This window comes from Crocinitomix catalasitica ATCC 23190 (assembly GCF_000621625.1).
Classification (GTDB): domain Bacteria; phylum Bacteroidota; class Bacteroidia; order Flavobacteriales_D; family Crocinitomicaceae; genus Crocinitomix; species Crocinitomix catalasitica.
Window position 1 is genome coordinate 36,827 of record NZ_JHXV01000018.1, and the last position, 17,573, is coordinate 54,399.

Here is a 17,573-nt window from a genome sequence, read left to right on the forward strand (position 1 = left end):
TTATATTATATACCTAAAGCTTGTCCACCACCAACTTGAATTGTTTCAGCTGTTATAAAAGAGGCATCTTTACTCGCTAAAAATGCAACTACACCTGAAATATCTTCTGGTTGACCTAATCTTCCAAGCATAATATTATTTGCCCAAGAAGCAAAAACTTCTGGTTTTGTAGATTTGATTTGTGCATGGAAAGGTGTGTCAATAGTTCCTGGAGATACTGCATTTACTCTAATCCCATATTCAGCTAAATCTTTTGCTAAAGCTCTAGTTATTGCGTGAACACCAGCTTTTGAAGTGCCATAAATTCCAGCTCCAGGACCTCCAGCATTCCAACCAGCATTTGATGTATAATTAATAATAGAAGCGTATTCACTTTTCTTTAAGTATGGTATTGCTGCTCTTGACGCAAAGAATGTTGAATCTAAGTTTAAAGCCATAACATTTCTATAAAATTCAGTTGTCATTTCTTCAAATCTAGATCTACCACCTAAACCTCCTGCATTATTCACCAAAACATCTATTTTGCCGTATTTTTCACCAATTTTCTTGATATTTGATGTTACTAATTCTTCATTAGTCACATCAAAACCATAATACTCAGCATCGATACCAGCATCAGTTAATACTTTTAATTTTTCAGCACCTGCTTCATCATTAATACCATTTATTATCACAGTATAACCTTCTTTTCCTAAACGCTCCGCTACAGAAAAACCAATTCCTCCTGTTGCTCCTGTTACAATTGCTACTCTATTCTTATTCATCTTTTTTTTGTTAAAAAATTTAATTTACTTTTTTCTTGATTTTAAAGCTTCTATCCTTGGAATTAGTATCCAAACACTTGCTATTACAATAAAGGCTAATGTAGCTCCAATTATAAAAGCTGGAGTATAATTGCCATCGGAAGTTAGTTTTGGTACTAAAGCTATCAAACCTGCTCCAGACAATTTTGCAGCCGTTCCTGCAAAGCCTGAAAGTGTTCCAACTGTTTTTTTTCCGTATAAATCACTAGGCAGGGTTTGTACATTTCCAATTGCTGTTTGAAACCCAAATAAAACGACAGCCATTATTAATACTGCATTAAATGGTGAACCTGGATTCGCTAAAGCTAATAAGGCTGGTAACATCAATAGACAACCTAGCGTTATTACCATTTTTCGGGTTTTATTTATATCCCAACCAGCTTTTAATCTATTGCCTGCTAATAATCCTCCAAACCATGCTCCTAACATACCTCCAACGTATGGTACCCAACCATAAATGCCAATTGCTTTAACATCCATACCATATACTTCAGAAAGGTAAATAGGAATCCAAAAAACGAATAGCCACCAAATTGGGTCAATTGCAGCTGAAGCAATGATAACTCCCCAGCTTTGTTTACGAGAAAGTAATTCACTTACAGAAGGATTGTATTCAGGTAATTTCTCATTTTCTTTAACCTCTTTTATTTTTTCTCCTTTTAAAATATAATGTTTCTCTTCCTCAGTGATCCAAGGATGTGTTTTTGGTGGAGCTTTTACAATTATTATCCATGGAATTAACCAAAGTAAACCAACGATACCAACAATAACAAATATCATTTGCCAATTGAAATATATTGTTAAAAAAGCAATAGTCGGTATGGCAACAATCCCACCTATTGCAGCACCCGAATTGAATAGCCCTTGAGCAAAAGCTCTCTCAGTAGCCGGAAACCATTCAGCATTTCCTTTTGCTGCTCCCGGCCAGTTTCCTGCCTCTGACACACCTAAAAAAGACCTGAAAATAGCGAAACTTGCAACCCCTTTTGCAAAAGCGTGCAGCGCGGTAGATATTGACCAAAAACCAATGGATAAAATAAAACCAATTCGCGTACCAACTTTATCAAATATTTTCCCAAATATTGATTGACCAAAGGCATACGAAAACATAAAAACAACTGATATAAAAGCATAAATTTCTTTTCGTTCAGTCATTGATTTATCTGGATACAAATCCGCCGATATATTTGGCCACAATACAATTAACGCTTGCCTATCAATATAATTAATTATGGTTGCTAAGGCAATCAAGCCAATTACCCACCATCTAAGTCCTTTCAATTTCATTTTTCTTTGGGGTGTTTAAAAACTATTTTTTATCAAGTATTGTAACAATACTTATAGAGTTCTTTAAAATGCTCTTTCATTTTTTGTTTCCCCAATTTAGGGTCTTGAAGTTTGATTGATTCGTAAATGGCTGTATGTTCTTTAATAGCTTCATTAGCTAAATTTTCGTCACAAACGTGATGTTTTTTAAAGTTTGTAATAATCTGAGGTGTGATGACTAACATAAGTGTATTCATAGTACTGTTATTGCTCGCTTTAGCAATCGCTAAATGAAATAACAAATCTTCTTGTACTGCACTTTCTCCCGCATTTACTTTTTTCGAATAGTTATCTAATGCGTTTTTAATAGCAGTCAAGTCATCCTCCGTTCGTCTTAAAGCGGCTAACCTTACGGTTTTTAGCTCTAATAATATTCTTGTTTCAACTAAGGATTTAAAATCTGGTGTACTTAACCTTAGTATATCTTCAATCATTCCGTTTAAGGCTATAATTCCGATATGAGCGACAAACGTACCACTCTGTGGAATGGATTTTAAGAGTCCATAAAATTCTAATTTTTGTATGGCCTCTCTGAGGTTATTTCTTGATACATTGAACTTTTCAGAAAGTATACGTTCTGAGGGTAACTTTTCTCCTGGTTCAATATTCTTGAAGTTTATTAAATCTCTTATTTGAGCAATAATTGCTTTTTGCGTCGCTAAATCTTCTGTATTTGATAGTACCTCTAATTTCATCACTTGATACGATTTTCAATCTTTGTAAATATGTTCATCTCTATTGTTATCTGCTGTGGTTTTTTATGCGAAAGACAAGTTTTTAAGAACTATATTCTTTATGATAAACAAACTGATTTTCATCGGGCGATATTTAAATATTGATGAACTTGATTAATTTTTTTTATAAAAATACATCATTTTTTTATGACTAGTCAAAAGTCAGTCCAGTCAGTTATTTACCAATTTCTTTTTCATTATCATAATTTTTTTAGTACCCTGGGTTTTGTGTAATTACACCATCACTTGCTAGTACTTCTGTAGATGGAATAGGGAATAAGTGATAAATTTCATTTATTGATTCACCCATTTCAGCATCAACAGTTTGTGTTCTTACTAAATCAAACCAACGATGTCCTTCAAATGCTAATTCTAATCTTCTTTCGTCAGCAATAGCTTTTCTAACTAATTCTTGTGTATTTAGAACAGCAGGGTCTAAAATCGCTAAACCGGCTCTAATTCTAATGTCATCTAATAAAGGCAGTACTGTCGTTGCTGAAGTACCATTTTCATTTAAAGCTTCAGCATATAATAAAATAATGTCAGCTAGTCTTATTTCTATCCAATCCTGATCAGGATCTTCAGAAATATATTTAATTCCGGCCTTGCTTGATTCGTTAACCGTTAAATCTTTTCTAACAACATCTCCAGCGGCATCGAAGGCAGCAACTAAATCCAAATCTAAGGGTTCAAAAGATTTAGAATCATTCCCTATATACCAACCTGTAAATTCAGTGAAACCGTATTCGTCTGGAACTGATCGTGACAATTGTGTAGCAAAGATAACTTCTGAGTTAAGATCATTGAAACTTCCAAAAATATCAGAAAAATTTTCTTGTAGACTTATTCCTGCTCCTGATGCAGCTGATATAGCATCACCAAGGTAAGTTTCAGCACGACTAAAATTACGATTTTGCATGTGTACTTTACCTAGTAAACTTTGAGCAGCTAATTGAGATGCACGCCCGTTTGATATTCCTGAATTATCTAAAAACGAAATGGCGTCTTCTAAATCAGGAATAATTACGTCGTTATATACAGATGAAGCTGATTGTCTAGTTAGATTTAGATTAATATCACTTGAAGTTAAGTTTATAGTGACATCGCCAAATACTTTCACTAGCTTGAAATAAGACAATGCTCTTAAAAACTTAGCTTCACCAACAATGCTCATATCATCTGTGTTTTCAATTACAGTGTTTGCACTTAGAATAGATCTGTACATGGCAATATAGAAAGGACTAAAAAATTGTTCTTCCATATCTAATAAATCATTATTGAATCTATCAAAAGAAGTATAGGGTTCTTCTATCATTAAAGCATTATCAGCTCTAAAATCTCCCATAATTGCTAGTGGAGTTACAGACCCCAATTGATAATAATATGCGGCATTTAATACACCACCAAAATCAGTTAATGAATTTGAGTTAGCAATATTTTTTGGGACTTGTTCTAACTTTTCACAAGCCACAATCGATAAGCATATTCCGAATAATAAAATTACTTTTTTCATTTGTCCTCTTTTTAAAAATTAACATTTATCCCAAACGTATAGCTTCTTACAATTGGGCTTGCACCGTTTTGAATGCCGTAAGTAGTAGGTCCTAAATAACCCGTAGTTTGTGTTTCAACACCTTCTGGATTATATGAAGTATAGTCACTAGCCATGATATACAACAAGTTGGTTGCAGCAACATATATTCTTAATGAGCTTAAACCTGCTTTAGTCATCCAGTCTTTATTGATCGTATAACCTAAAGTTATGTTTCTTAAAGCTACGTATGATGCACTTTGAATTCCGTGATCTGTTTGATTTCTATTTGCAACATAATACTTTCCATTATGATCTGCAATACCGTCATCATCGGCATCAAAACTATCTTTCAATAAACCTGACCATTGTGATTCGTAATAAAGTGGATCTATATTATAGACTTCTGCTCCATACGAACCTTGCCATTGCATTGATAAATCAAAATCTTTATAAGTCATAGAAGTACCTATTCCCCAATAAAAATCTGGTGTTGCAGATCCTATTTTTACAAAATCTTCATTGTCAATTACACCATCACCATTTTGGTCAACTACATATGATTCTCCTGAAGTATTATTAGTGTATCTTGTAGGGTCTTCCATATATATCATTTCTACGTCACCAATAGTTTCTAAGCCCCACATTTCACCAATTTCTCCGCCTACATAATTTCTAAAAACTGGACCTCTACCGCTTTGTCCATATTGTATTTGCGGTAATTCTTCGACATTATCTAAACTTGTAATTTCTGTTTGTACAGTAGATATGTTTGCATTGATATCCCAAGAAAAGTTTTTCTTCTGAATCACTGTTCCAGATATTTCAAACTCTAATCCTGAACTCCTCATATCACCAGTATTACTTATAATAGATGCTTGTCCAACTGTGGTATAAGAAACAGTACTTCCGATTAACATATTTTCGATATCAGAGACAAAATAGTTTACACTCGCTCTAATGCGGTTTTTAAGAAAACCGACATCTATACCGTAGTTTGTTTCTCTATTTGTTTGCCAAGTTAAATCTGGGTTATTTATGTTACTTGAAATACCAAAACCAGTTCCATAAACAGTTGCAATAGGATTTAGCAAGCTCTGAGCGTCATAATCATTTAAAAAAGAACTTGTTCCTAAAGTACCAACACTGAATCTTAATTTTACAAGACTTATCTTTTTTGATTTCCAAAAAGATTCGTTGTGCATATTCCACCCAGCTGACATTGCTGGAAAAACACCAAACTGTTTGTTCGAACCGAAGCGAGAATCACCATCTCTTCTAACTGATGCAGATAATAAATATCTATTGTCATACGCGTATTGAGCTCTCCCGAAAAGACTTTGTCTTGCTCTGGTTGCATCTGTTTCGCCAACAATTATATCTGCGGGATCAAGTAAATTAAAATTAATAATTTCACTATATGGAACATTTGTTCCCGTTAACGAAGTTCCAGTAATGTGATTATTTAATACCTCAGCACCAATTACAGCGTTAACCATATGTTTGCCAAGTAACTTGTTGTAGTTTAGTGTAGTTGTACTTAAGATAGAAGTAGCATTTCTATTGGCTAAATCCAAATCCGTTTGATCTGTTCTTGCTCTTGAATCTGCAGCTAAACCTTGATAATAATAATCTTCTACATTGTTTAAGTCTCCCCCTAAAATAGTTTTTAAAGTTAAACCATCAGTAATTTCATATTGTAAATAGGCAACAAGGTTTGCAAAATATGTTTTTTGCCATCTCTGTGCGTTATCAAGCTTTTGGGCAGGACCTGCATCACCTGAACCACCAATACCATTATTTGATCTACCGTAATGCCAATCATCAACTGGGTCACCAACCTGTAAATCATTTATACTAGTTGGACCAACACCTCCTCGATAACCTTCATCGAATGATGGTAAGCCTAGGCCGATTGCTTCAGAATTTAATTGCTTTACATAGGCAATAGATTCTTCTGTATGATAGATAGGATGTACACCATATGCTCTTAATAGATCTCGCATATCATGAGCTAACATGTCTCTTTTAGATACAAACCCATTGAAACTAAGTCCTGCGTCTAGTTTTTCACTTAATTTAAGATCTAAATTTAAGCGTGCATTGAATCGTTCATAAGCTTGAGTAATTGCTACTCCTTCGGTGTTTTGATAACCTACAGATCCATAATATCTAGCGTTTTCAGAACCACCACGCATATTAAAATTGTGGTTCGTCGAAATACCTGTTCTAAATAACCAATCTTCAGGACTAATTGCACCTGGCGAATTTTCATATGCCGATAATCTATAATCAACAAATGCGGGGTCTAGTTCGGAGACATCCCAATTACCAGCAGCAATTTGTTCGCGAGAATACGTGCCCCATTCTGGACCCGATTTTAAAATATTATCTCGATATTTTTGAGCTATACTTATATAGGTGTTATAACTGTATTCCGTCTTACCTGGCTTTCCTTTTTTAGTGGTAACTAGAATTACACCATTTGCACCATTTGCACCATAAATAGCTGCGGATGCTGCATCTTTTAATATTTCAATACTTTCGATATCAAACGAATTTATAGTCGCTAAATCTCCTGAAATTTGGTACCCATCTACGATGATTAGTGGTCCCGAATCTCCCGATAGAGAGGAGGCAGCTCGAATTTGAATTTTTGGAGCGGCACCAGGTTCTGGGTCTTGATTTTGAATGAGAACACCGGACAACTTGCCCGCTAATGCTTCATCTACTCGAGTTGATTGGATAGCTGTAACATCAGTTCCTTTAAGACTTGAAATTGCTCCTGTATTGTGTGATTTTTTTAGTGTTCCATATCCTACAACAATCACCTCATCTAAAGTCTTTTCTACCAAATTTATATCTAAAGTTTGTTGACCTTGATATGCTATAGTTTGAGGAATGTAGCCAATAAAAGAAAAGCGTAGACTATCACCTGTTTTAACTTTAATTTTATAATTTCCATCGAAATCCGTTTTAACACCTTTTGAAGTCCCTAAAACTTTGACGACGGCACCTGGTATGGTTGAATTATTTGTGCCAAAGACTTGACCAGTGAGTGTTTTACCATCTTGAGCAAAGTTTACTGCGCTAAATAATAGTAAAAACACTACTATAATTATCATTTTTAATTTCATAATATAATTGTTTTCGTGTGAATAAACCTTTTTAATACAAGTGACTGTATCAAACTTTTGTTCGAGAAAACGCACACAAAAGTAGGTTTAAATATTATATTTTTTCTGCCTCGCGAATTGGCCAACCAAACTGGTTTACCAGATTGGTTATCCAAATATATTAAATTATTTAACATTTTTTTAATAAATAGGAAGAAATAATTTTATATGTTGAATTATATCGACTTTTATTGTACTTGAATAGTGTTTGTAGATTTGTTTTTGATTGAGCTAACACACTGTAAAAGAGTTGTGGAGATAGGTGTTTTGGTTGTTGAAGGTAACCGTTATCTAATTTTAAAAAGTGAAGTGGCTTGGGGGGAATATCGGTGATAATTTGATGGTTTCGCTGTTTTTTCCTAAAGTATTGATAGAAAAATGAATGATTTACACCTCAATTGTCGAAAATCGATAAGAGTTAGGCAATAATTTGGACCTTTAAACGTAACATTCCACAATTGAATGCGAATGGCATTTTTATAACTAATGCTAAGTGAATTGATTCTCTTGAGTAAAAAAAAATAGAGGTAGCTGAGACCATGTGTGTTTCAATTTGCTATTAATACCCCGTTTTATATGTCAAAATGATTACTAACTTTTTTTAGACTAGACAATTGAAATAGCGTCAATTGATCCTGTTGACAGGCTACAGTGATCTATGATGACTGCAATTAGAAAGGGTTGGTAACTCATACAATTGTTCATCCAAACGTTAAAACTTTTAAAATTACTATTCACTTTTTTTTATAGGATTGTGATTAGATGAAATGAATGACAAAAAAAAACACCCAATTCAAAAATAAATTGGGTGTAAATATTGCCTGGCTAAAAGCAATGGAAAATCAATATTTTAGAAAGTATTAGGGGAGTGATTCGTATTTTAAGCGATCATACAAGTTATTAACTATCCCTATTTTTTATACCATGAAATCTTCTCTAATAGGACTAAATACATCAATTAGTATACCTTCTTTTTTGCAGATTGCACCATGTAATATATGTGGTGGTATATAAACTGAATCACCCCCTTTTACCATTTTGGTTTCTTCCCCAATAGAAAACTCAAACTCTCCACTTTCTACATATGTTACTTGTGAATGGTAGTGTTCGTGTTTGTAGCCTATTCCGCCTTCTTTAAAATGTACTTTAACAAGCATTATTTTATCATCAAAAGTCATAATTTTGCGTTTTACACCTTCTCCTACAGTTTCCCATTCTAGGTCTTGGTCTAACACAAATTCTTTACTAGCTCCAAATGTTTTCATTTAAAATTGTTTTTTATAAGTTATAAATATCTGATTATTTTGATTGAGACTTTTTTGGAGGTGTTCCTGGTCCCACTGTTCCTTCTCTGAACCAAACTTCTGTATAACAGTCATTCTTGTACTGTTTCATGATATCTCCGCCGTAAGTTTCAGCACCTGTACACCAGACGAAATTCGTTTCTGATTTTTTTCCATTGGTTTGATTGTATGCACCCTGTTTAAAATAAATCAATTCTCCGCTGTAAGCATTCGAACGTTCCGTTCCGTCTTGTCCTATTGGTACGAACAATTTCTTAACCTGATCAGGTATGTCTGATTTATTAACGTATGCTGATTTAATCAGATTTTTAACGAATGTCTTAGTCTCATGTCCTTCTGACCAGAATGTAAGATACATGATGCCTTCATAAACATTTATTTCATAACTAAATTCTTCGCCTAACTCTATACCTTCAGCAGGTTCAACGGGGTATTCATTTTCGCTTGAACCAACTACAGACATATCATATCCCCAAATAGGATAAGAGTAATCCCACCTTTTAGAATTATCATCGCCTGCAGTATTGATTTCATAATTCCAAAACACTGACCCTTTTTCGTGCCCTGGAAATTTTTTGTAAAATATTTTGATTGGTTCGTTTTCATGTCCCTCTCCGCTATGAATCTGTCCAACAACGGTTGCGAATGAGGCAGCAACTTTGGCATTTCCAGTAGTAGAGACATGCATAACTTTACATGTGCCAGTTAGTTTTCCTCCTTGTTCAGGTGTCCATTCTCTTTTTTCTTGTAATTCTGTTCTTGTGTTTTTAGAATTTGCCGAAGTAACGCCCGAATTTGGCGTTTTATAAACGACCCATCGTCTCGTTCCATCAATTACGGTGTAAAAGAAATCTTTATTTTCAAAATCAACCAAATCTTCAATTGTTTCGCCATCTCCTAACATGATTTTGAATTTGTCCATGAATGGTATAACCTCATGCGGTGTAACTCTTTTTTTACTTAAGTCATCATTCGCTGCAAAATAGCCAGCATTCGAATAGGCATCTTCACTTATAGTAATACTAGCTGATTTAAACCATACTTCCGCATAATTACCATCTTCATATTGTTTTTGAAGATCTCCATCATGAGTTTCAGCACCCGAACACCAGACTTTATTGGTTTTAGGATCTTTTCCATTGGTTTGATTATAACATCCCAATTTAAAGAAAAGTCCCTCATTAGCATAACCATCCGGAACTTCAACTCCGTCTTGTCCTATTGGTACAAAAATATTCTTTACTTGCTCTGGCAAATCTGAAGGTCTTGTATATTCAGAGGAAATAAGATTTTTAGTAAATGTTTTAGTTTCGTGACCTTCACTTTTAAATGTTAGGTACATCATGCCATCTTTAATATCTACCTCATAACTAAATTCTTCATTTAATGTAATTCCATCTTCAGGCTCAGAAGGATAGGTATTGTCTTCATTTGCAGTGACAGCGAAATCATGTCCCCATACTGGGTAAGAATAATCCCATCGTTGTGAATTATCATCACCTGCGGTATTAATTTCATAATTCCAGAATACCGAACCTTTTGTTTGACCAGGGAATTTTTTATAAAATATTTTTAGTGGTTCATTTTCATGACCATCAGCACTGTGAATCTGGCCAACAACAACGGCGAATGTAGCTGCTACACGAGGATCGCCACTTTCTGAAACATTCATTACTTTAAGGGTCGCATTCATTTTGTTTTCAGTCATAGCTGTCCACTTTTTTAGCTGCGCTAGTTCTGTTCTTGTATTGTTTGAAGTACCATGCGTATTTCCTCCATTAGGTGATTTGAATACTACCCAATCACCTTTGTCGTCATTTTCGGTGAAGAAGTAATTTTCATCTGTATAATTGGTAGCTTGTCCAACATTTGAACCGTCACCCAAGATTAGATTCCAATGTTCAAAAAATGGAATTACATCATTGGGAGTAGTTGTCGTTGTAGAAGTTTCTGTATTGTCTTTTTTTTCTGCGTTTGAATTGTTACAGCTGTGTGAAAGTAGAATAGTGCTGGTCAATAATAAACTGAGAGTAGTTCTCGATATAAGAATTTTTATGCTCATCTTTAATAATTTACTAATAGTGGTTTAACGCAACCAATTGAATGATTTGTTTTTTCTAGAATTTAGTAAAACCTATATTCAATTGGTTTACCAAATTGGTTTACCAAATATATTAATATAAATTTAATATGCAATTTATTCTACCTGTTATTCTAAAACAGGTGCATTCTTTAATGATTATAAATAGCATCATAATAATGTTTGTATTTCCCTGTTTAATGCAGGTAGGGTTCGAATTGCTATGCAAAATTCCTAAAATTGTTCCTCATGTATGTTTTTGAGCAAAATATTAGGCTCGTCGCGCTTTTATACTCCTGAGGCGGACGCATGTTCGCTTCATCCACTTTGCTGATCGGAAGCCGGAACCTTCTTGCTATCATTAAAAGCTTTGTTATTTCAGTAATTTGTTATTCGGAAAAAATCTAATTGCACGTCTTGCTTATACGAGTATGTGTTTTTTAAGCTGTGAACTAAAGAATAATTGTTGGTTAAATCAGCGGTCCTTACAATTGGATATCGGCTAGATGTGATTTCGTTTAATGTAGAACTTGAGATAAAAGCATGGTCATTGCATTGCTAGGAATAATTTACTAATTTTAAGTAAACTAATTTTTTAATTAAAAAGGCTGTATGAAATCTCAAACGCGTATTATTTTATTATTTCTCGTTTTTCAATCAATTTCTTTGAATGCCCAAATAAAAAACAATGTTATCAACCGAAAAGTGGAGGATACATACGCTTTAAATGAATATTTCAGCGGAGGTGATTTTATTGAGAATCGTGGACAAATGTTAGCTATGGATAATACTTTGGTGCCCTTTGTTTTATTTAAAAAATCTGGATCAGGATTGGATTTATTTATCACAACTTCAGGAATCACGTTTTTGTTTGCACAGTCTGTAAAAGATAAAGAACCTCTTAAAAAAGTGAAATGGGAACGAATTGACCTTGAGTTAAAAGGTGCGATTATTTCGAAAGAAAACATAATTAAACATGATGAAAGTAAGAGTGATAACAGTTATTACCTCGGTCATTGTCCAGATGGCATAAAAAAAGTGAAGGGTTATAATAAAATAACAATTCAAAATATTTATCCAAATATTGATTGGGTACTAACCAATACAAGTGAAAAAGGGTATAAATATGATTTTATCCTTCACGAAGGAGCAGATCCAGATGACATTGAATTAATCTACAGATCTAAGACAAAACTTGAATTAAAACTTGATGGTAGTTTAATGATCAATACAGCATTAGGAAATTTAATAGAAAAGGCCCCCGTTTCTTATTTTAACGCGGAATTAATTTCAACAGACTTTAAGCTTAAATCCGAATATAATGAAATCACTCAGGGTTATGATAGTCAGCTTAGTTTTAATGTTGACGAGGAAATTACTAAAAAGATAAAAAATAAAAAAATAAAAAACGAATTAATTGTTGACCCAGAAGTTGTTTGGGATACTTTTTATGGGAATGACGGAGCAATAGGTGCACTATGTGCAGACACCGATAATGATGATAATTTGTTTATAGTTGGGTATGCAAATGGAGGAACAAATTTTCCAACAGTAGATGCAGGGACTTATTTTCAAGGAGAGATGGTGCCTACGGCACATGGATTTATTTTGAAATTTGATGAAGCAGGAGTACCTATTTGGGCGACATATTATGGAGGAAGCACATATGAAACGAGGCTAGAAAGCATGGCGTTTGATGAAGATTATAATTTATTTATTGCAGGCTGGACAACTGCTTCAGACTGTCCCGTTTATGACAATGGTACCTACTTTCAGGATTTGGATGAAGGGGCATTGATTTTAAAATTTGATTCGGAAGGGAATCGATTATGGGCAACTAATTATGGAGGTGATACGGTGGCAAAAGCTATGGATATCGCATGTGATTCGGAAGGGAATATTTTCATTTGTGGAAATGTCGAGGATGCAAGTTTTCCACTCGATGACGCCGGAACCTATTTTGAAGATTACAATGCGAGTGAAGATGTGTTTCTGCTTAAATTTGATAATATGGGCAATCGCTTATGGGCGTCTTGCTACGGAGGTACATATATTGATAGAGCTTATAGTTTAACGATAAATGATTTTGATGAAGTATTCGTTACTGGTTTTACGAACAGTCCTGAATTTGCGACTTTTGATGCCGGAACCTATTTTCAAGAATTTATATTAACATCAATCAGCCAAGGTTTTATATTGAAATTTGATAATGATGGTACAAGACTTTGGGCAACATGTTATGGAGGGAATAATGAAAGGAATTATTTAAGGAGTATTGGAGCGGATCATAATAACAATATCGCTGTTTTAGGGATGACCACTTCAATTGATTTTCCTGTTTTAGATGCAGGTACTTATTTTGACGAAACATGGGGAGGTGCTTATGATATGACAATCGTTAAATTTGATAGATTTGGAAATCGGACCTGGGGAACTTATTTTGGTGGAGAATCATTTGAAAATACGGGCAGTTTTGATAACCTTGAATTTGACCAATGTGGCAATTTATACATATCATTCAATACTACATCTGTTGAGATGCCAATAATAAATGATTGTTATGGAACTTCTGATTCCACTGCAAATGGTAGTACTGATCTTTTTGTTGCGAAGTTTAATACGTTCGGTACTTTAATATGGTCGACTTTTTTAGGTGGTGCGAATGCAGATTTTCGTGAAGCTATGGCCTTAGATAATAATTCGAATATCTATATTGCAGGAGAACGTGTGTTTGATGATCCTCTAATCGATGGGGATACATACCCACTAGTAAATCCTGGACTTGGAAGTTATTTTGATGATACACCTAGTTTAGGTGATAATTTAGGGATTACAAAGTTTTCATTTAATCAATTGGAAGGTGTTTTTAAAGTAATTTCCGATACATGTTCCTCTGGTGTTGGCTCTGCTACAGTGAATCTTAGCGATGGTTCTGATTGCCCGAAAACTTTTGTCTGGAGCTCAGGAGAGACGATAACTACAGCAGATAGTTCAAATACTATTGAAGGTAAACTTAGCGGTTATTATAATGTAACGGTGACAAGCGGTTGCGCCACACTTTTCAGTGACAGTGTTTTTATACCTGACTATAATGTAGAGCCGGTTTTGGATTTAGGTGCCGATACTAGTATTTGCGAACACGCTACTGATACGCTCTATTCAGGACATCCAGAAGCAGATAATTATTGGCAGGATGGTAGTTCTGAACCATTTTTCTATCCAGAATTTTCAGGTGAATTTTGGGTTCGAATTGACAGTGCGGGATGTATTGCAACCGACACAATAACAATAAATATTCTACATTGTTTAGATATCGAATCAAACCAATTGGATAATGTTATTATCTATCCTAATCCGTTTAAAAATTCTACTGTTGTTACTTTCGGTAGAGAATTAGTTGACCCGTCGCGTATCGTGATTTATAATTCACTTGGCCAATCAGTATATCAGGTGGATAATATTACAGGAACTAGAATAGAAATTAAGAATGAAAATTTTGCTTCAGGCACATATATTCTCTCTTTGTACAATTCAAATTCTAATGAAATCTATACGACGAAACTAATCGTTAGATAAAATGAAAAATTTTTGAATTTCAGTTAAAAAAAAGCAATGATGATGGACTTACATTATATAATGGTTATAAAATGGTTCAAGACCAATACTTGAGAACCAACCATAAATTTTAGTGAATTCTGACACCTGAAAAGTTCAAATATTTTTGATGATTTACGAAAGTGCGACGAATTTGTTTGCGTTATCTTCGGTGCATATATAAACAAAGTGAACTATATTATCTTTGTCAATAGCCATAGTACTGTACCACCCAGTATCTGATTTTAATTCGTTTATTAGCCACTTGTTGTTCTTTATTGTTGCATAACAAAGTTGTGCTGGATCTCGACTTATGCTCAATGCGTTGCTGCGGCTTTTCTGTACGCGATAGATTACATGCACATTATCATCTCCATCAATTTTTAGGCAATTTCCAAATCTTTTGTTGCCTTTACGTTCTAGGGTTTGAGGTTTGGACCACTCATTCTTATTATTAAAACGGTAAATTATACGGTCGTTTGATGTAATGCCTCCCATAAAAATCACATGAATAACACCTGCTTTATCAATTTCGAAAGTTCTCAGTTTTGGCAACTCTTTTTTTATTTTTCTCAAAATATTAGGCTCGTCGCGCTTTTATGCTCCTGAGGCGGACGCATGTTCGGTCTGATCGTTATTAATCATCCAAATAATTCCAAATACCGCCTCCTTCTTATTCTAGTTCATCTACGAACAATCAATTAATGAATCCGAACAATAAATTGATTATATTAACGTAAATACATAATTAGCAGTTGTCTACATAATTAATCTTGGGGAATGTTTTAATTATGAAAGTTTTATTAAATAATTCTATTGCATTTTTTGTTCTCTTATCGATGGTGGGGTGTCGTAAAGATGATCATTCAATAAGCGCGTGTTGTGCATATGAAATTTCAGATGAAAGTACAGATAGATTTAAATTGAGTGCGTATGCTTTTGCTTATGAGGAAATAAAGGCGACTTCCGGATTCACAAATCACAAAATTGATGAATCAATCTATAATTGTTATTTGGGAAAGTTGTCTGCAATTTACAATAAGATTCAAGAGAGTGACAGTAGCTATTACAAATTAATTCATAATACACATGTTTATAAAAAAGCTAGTGTGGGACTGCGCGATTTTGTGATTCGATTCAGTACATCAGCATTAAAAGAACAATTTCTAAACGACTTCCAATCAATAGAAAACGACTTTTTAAAATACATTATAAATGATTTAAACTTCAATACTTATCCTTACGAATGGGATTCGTTGGAAGTGGGTTTATACGCTGAAGAGTTTTACAATATCCCCTTTATTATTGATCGCTTAACCCAATATCCAGATATTGATTCCGCCTATTCTTTGGCAAGACCAGTTCCTGATGATTTTAATAAAATAGAACTAAAAAAAATAGGAGATGTATCTCAATTTCAATTCTCATATGGTGTACTAGATGGCAGAGGTGAACCGCACTTTCATTATTGGACAATTAATGTGACCAACGATTGTCAGGTAGAGTTGGTGAACAGTTATGGAGATGATATATTTTAAGCTTATTATTTCATTTACAGCTCATATTGACGAATTCAAAGTTTGATAGACTTAAGTGTGTTTGAGAGAAATCTCGTATATTGCGCATGATAACCTAACTGATATAAGTTGTTTTAGACTAGTCTTTTTAATACTTGTCTGCGAAAATGAGCTTATGTTAGTCCTATGAAAAACATGATGTCTCGTCAATTATTAATTTTAATTACTTCATTTATCTCTTGCATGGGATTTACACAAGGAGGAGAAATTTGTTCCGAAATGGAAATTATTTGTTCGGATGAAGGGCTTTCTTATACTGCTGGAATTGGAGAGGATGCAGAGATTGGTAATGATTACGGCTGTTTAGCATCACAACCAAATCCTAACTGGTATTTTTTAGAAATTTCTGTTTCAGGAAATATTGAACTGGAACTTTCAGCCGGAAGCGATATCGATTTTATTATTTGGGGCCCATTTGCAAATTTGTTTGATGCACGAAGTAATTGCGGAACTTTAGGTGATTCTATCAATTCGCCCATCGTTGATTGTAGTTATTCCGCAACATTTTTCGAAACACCAGAAATTCCAGCGGGTATTGTCGGTGAAGTGTATGTGTTTATGATTACCAATTATGCAATGGTAGTTCAGGATATTACTGTGGCAAAAATTGGAGGAACTGGAGATTTTGAATGCGATATTCCCGAACTATGTATAGTTGATGTTGGTACATTCAATGGTAAACACAATAGAGAAATCATTGATCTTGATGATGAAATAGAATTATATAGTGGGGATAATTTTCACATCATTTCAAATGACGATTTTGTATTGCCATTGGACAGCATATCATTCATTGACGGGGGAGATGGTATTTATTCATCACAAATTATTTGGTTAATTTATACAGATACACCTGTAACGTCTAATCCTATGGAAGATTTGAGGTTTACAGGTTTGATGTTACCTTTTGAGGATATATATGATGTTAATAATGCGGCCAGTCCTATTGTTCGTGAACTGGGTTATGGAACTTATTATTTTGTTCCGTTTACTGCAGATGATGGAGTTGGTGGGAACGGTAATATCGCTAACGGAATAAATGATAATGGAGCCATTCATTGGGATAGGGATGGAGATAGATGTTATGATCTGGGCGCTCCTGTAAAAGTCACTTATAATGATTATGTTAGTCTTGAAGTAGATATGCGAGTAAATAATTTTAAAATCTTCCCCAATCCCTTCAGCGACTACACCAGAATCAATTTCAACGAACCGCTTACTGATAACCACACCATCTTCATTTATGATGTGCTGGGGAAAGAAGTGTACCGAAATGAGACTGTTACCGGTTCAAGCATAGAAATTAAGAAAGAACAGCTCGGTGTAGGTGTTTACATTTTGTCTTTTTACGGCTCCACAGCTGAAAAATTGTTGAGTACGAAATTGGTAGTGGAGTAAAATATTAAAAGAATATATTAAGATGAACATAATTTCATTTTTTAGTTTTA

The 17,573-nt window shown here is 34.2% G+C and carries 11 protein-coding genes; 3 read left to right on the plus strand and 8 right to left on the minus strand.

What is annotated here, in order from left to right:
• Window positions 1–5: 5 nt before the first annotated feature.
• The 7 genes from T367_RS0111480 to T367_RS25560 all read right to left on the minus strand — a co-directional run bounded on the left by T367_RS0111480 (window position 6) and on the right by T367_RS25560 (window position 10,936).
• Window positions 6–764, minus strand: coding sequence for an SDR family NAD(P)-dependent oxidoreductase (locus T367_RS0111480; protein WP_027419975.1), 759 nt, complete (start codon window positions 762–764; stop codon window positions 6–8).
• Window positions 765–788: 24 nt separating this feature from the next.
• On the minus strand, window positions 789–2,090 hold the full coding sequence (locus tag T367_RS0111485) for an MFS transporter (protein ID WP_027419976.1): 1,302 nt from the start codon (window positions 2,088–2,090) through the stop codon (window positions 789–791).
• A 32-nt stretch (window positions 2,091–2,122) separates the two neighbouring features.
• Entirely contained in the window at window positions 2,123–2,824 is a 702-nt protein-coding gene (locus T367_RS0111490) for a FadR/GntR family transcriptional regulator (RefSeq protein WP_027419977.1), read from the minus strand.
• Between the two features lie 250 nt (window positions 2,825–3,074).
• A complete protein-coding gene (locus T367_RS0111495; RefSeq protein ID WP_027419978.1) occupies window positions 3,075–4,376 on the minus strand; it encodes a RagB/SusD family nutrient uptake outer membrane protein in 1,302 nt (433 codons plus the stop codon).
• 11 nt (window positions 4,377–4,387) lie between these two features.
• Entirely contained in the window at window positions 4,388–7,519 is a 3,132-nt protein-coding gene (locus T367_RS0111500; protein ID WP_245593043.1) for a SusC/RagA family TonB-linked outer membrane protein, read from the minus strand.
• A 968-nt stretch (window positions 7,520–8,487) separates the two neighbouring features.
• A complete protein-coding gene (locus T367_RS0111505; RefSeq protein ID WP_027419980.1) occupies window positions 8,488–8,835 on the minus strand; it encodes a cupin domain-containing protein in 348 nt (115 codons plus the stop codon).
• A gap of 34 nt (window positions 8,836–8,869) precedes the next feature.
• Window positions 8,870–10,936 (minus strand): polysaccharide lyase family 7 protein, encoded by a 2,067-nt coding sequence (locus T367_RS25560; protein WP_035843425.1) that lies wholly within the window; start codon window positions 10,934–10,936, stop codon window positions 8,870–8,872.
• A gap of 630 nt (window positions 10,937–11,566) precedes the next feature.
• Here T367_RS25560 and T367_RS0111515 point away from each other — a divergent pair.
• Entirely contained in the window at window positions 11,567–14,530 is a 2,964-nt protein-coding gene (locus T367_RS0111515) for a DUF7948 domain-containing protein (RefSeq protein ID WP_027419982.1), read from the plus strand.
• A gap of 153 nt (window positions 14,531–14,683) precedes the next feature.
• On the opposite strand, the gene T367_RS0111520 is transcribed toward T367_RS0111515, so the two are convergent.
• Window positions 14,684–15,103 (minus strand): hypothetical protein, encoded by a 420-nt coding sequence (locus T367_RS0111520; protein ID WP_027419983.1) that lies wholly within the window; start codon window positions 15,101–15,103, stop codon window positions 14,684–14,686.
• A 236-nt stretch (window positions 15,104–15,339) separates the two neighbouring features.
• Between T367_RS0111520 and T367_RS0111525 the strand changes: the two genes are divergently transcribed.
• Together T367_RS0111525 and T367_RS0111530 are read left to right on the plus strand one after the other, a co-directional pair.
• Window positions 15,340–16,086 carry a hypothetical protein gene (locus T367_RS0111525; RefSeq protein WP_027419984.1) on the plus strand — a complete coding sequence of 249 codons (747 nt, stop codon included), beginning with the start codon at window positions 15,340–15,342 and terminating at the stop codon, window positions 16,084–16,086.
• A gap of 165 nt (window positions 16,087–16,251) precedes the next feature.
• Window positions 16,252–17,523 (plus strand): T9SS type A sorting domain-containing protein, encoded by a 1,272-nt coding sequence (locus tag T367_RS0111530; protein WP_084274403.1) that lies wholly within the window; start codon window positions 16,252–16,254, stop codon window positions 17,521–17,523.
• The last annotated feature ends 50 nt before the right edge of the window (window positions 17,524–17,573 follow it).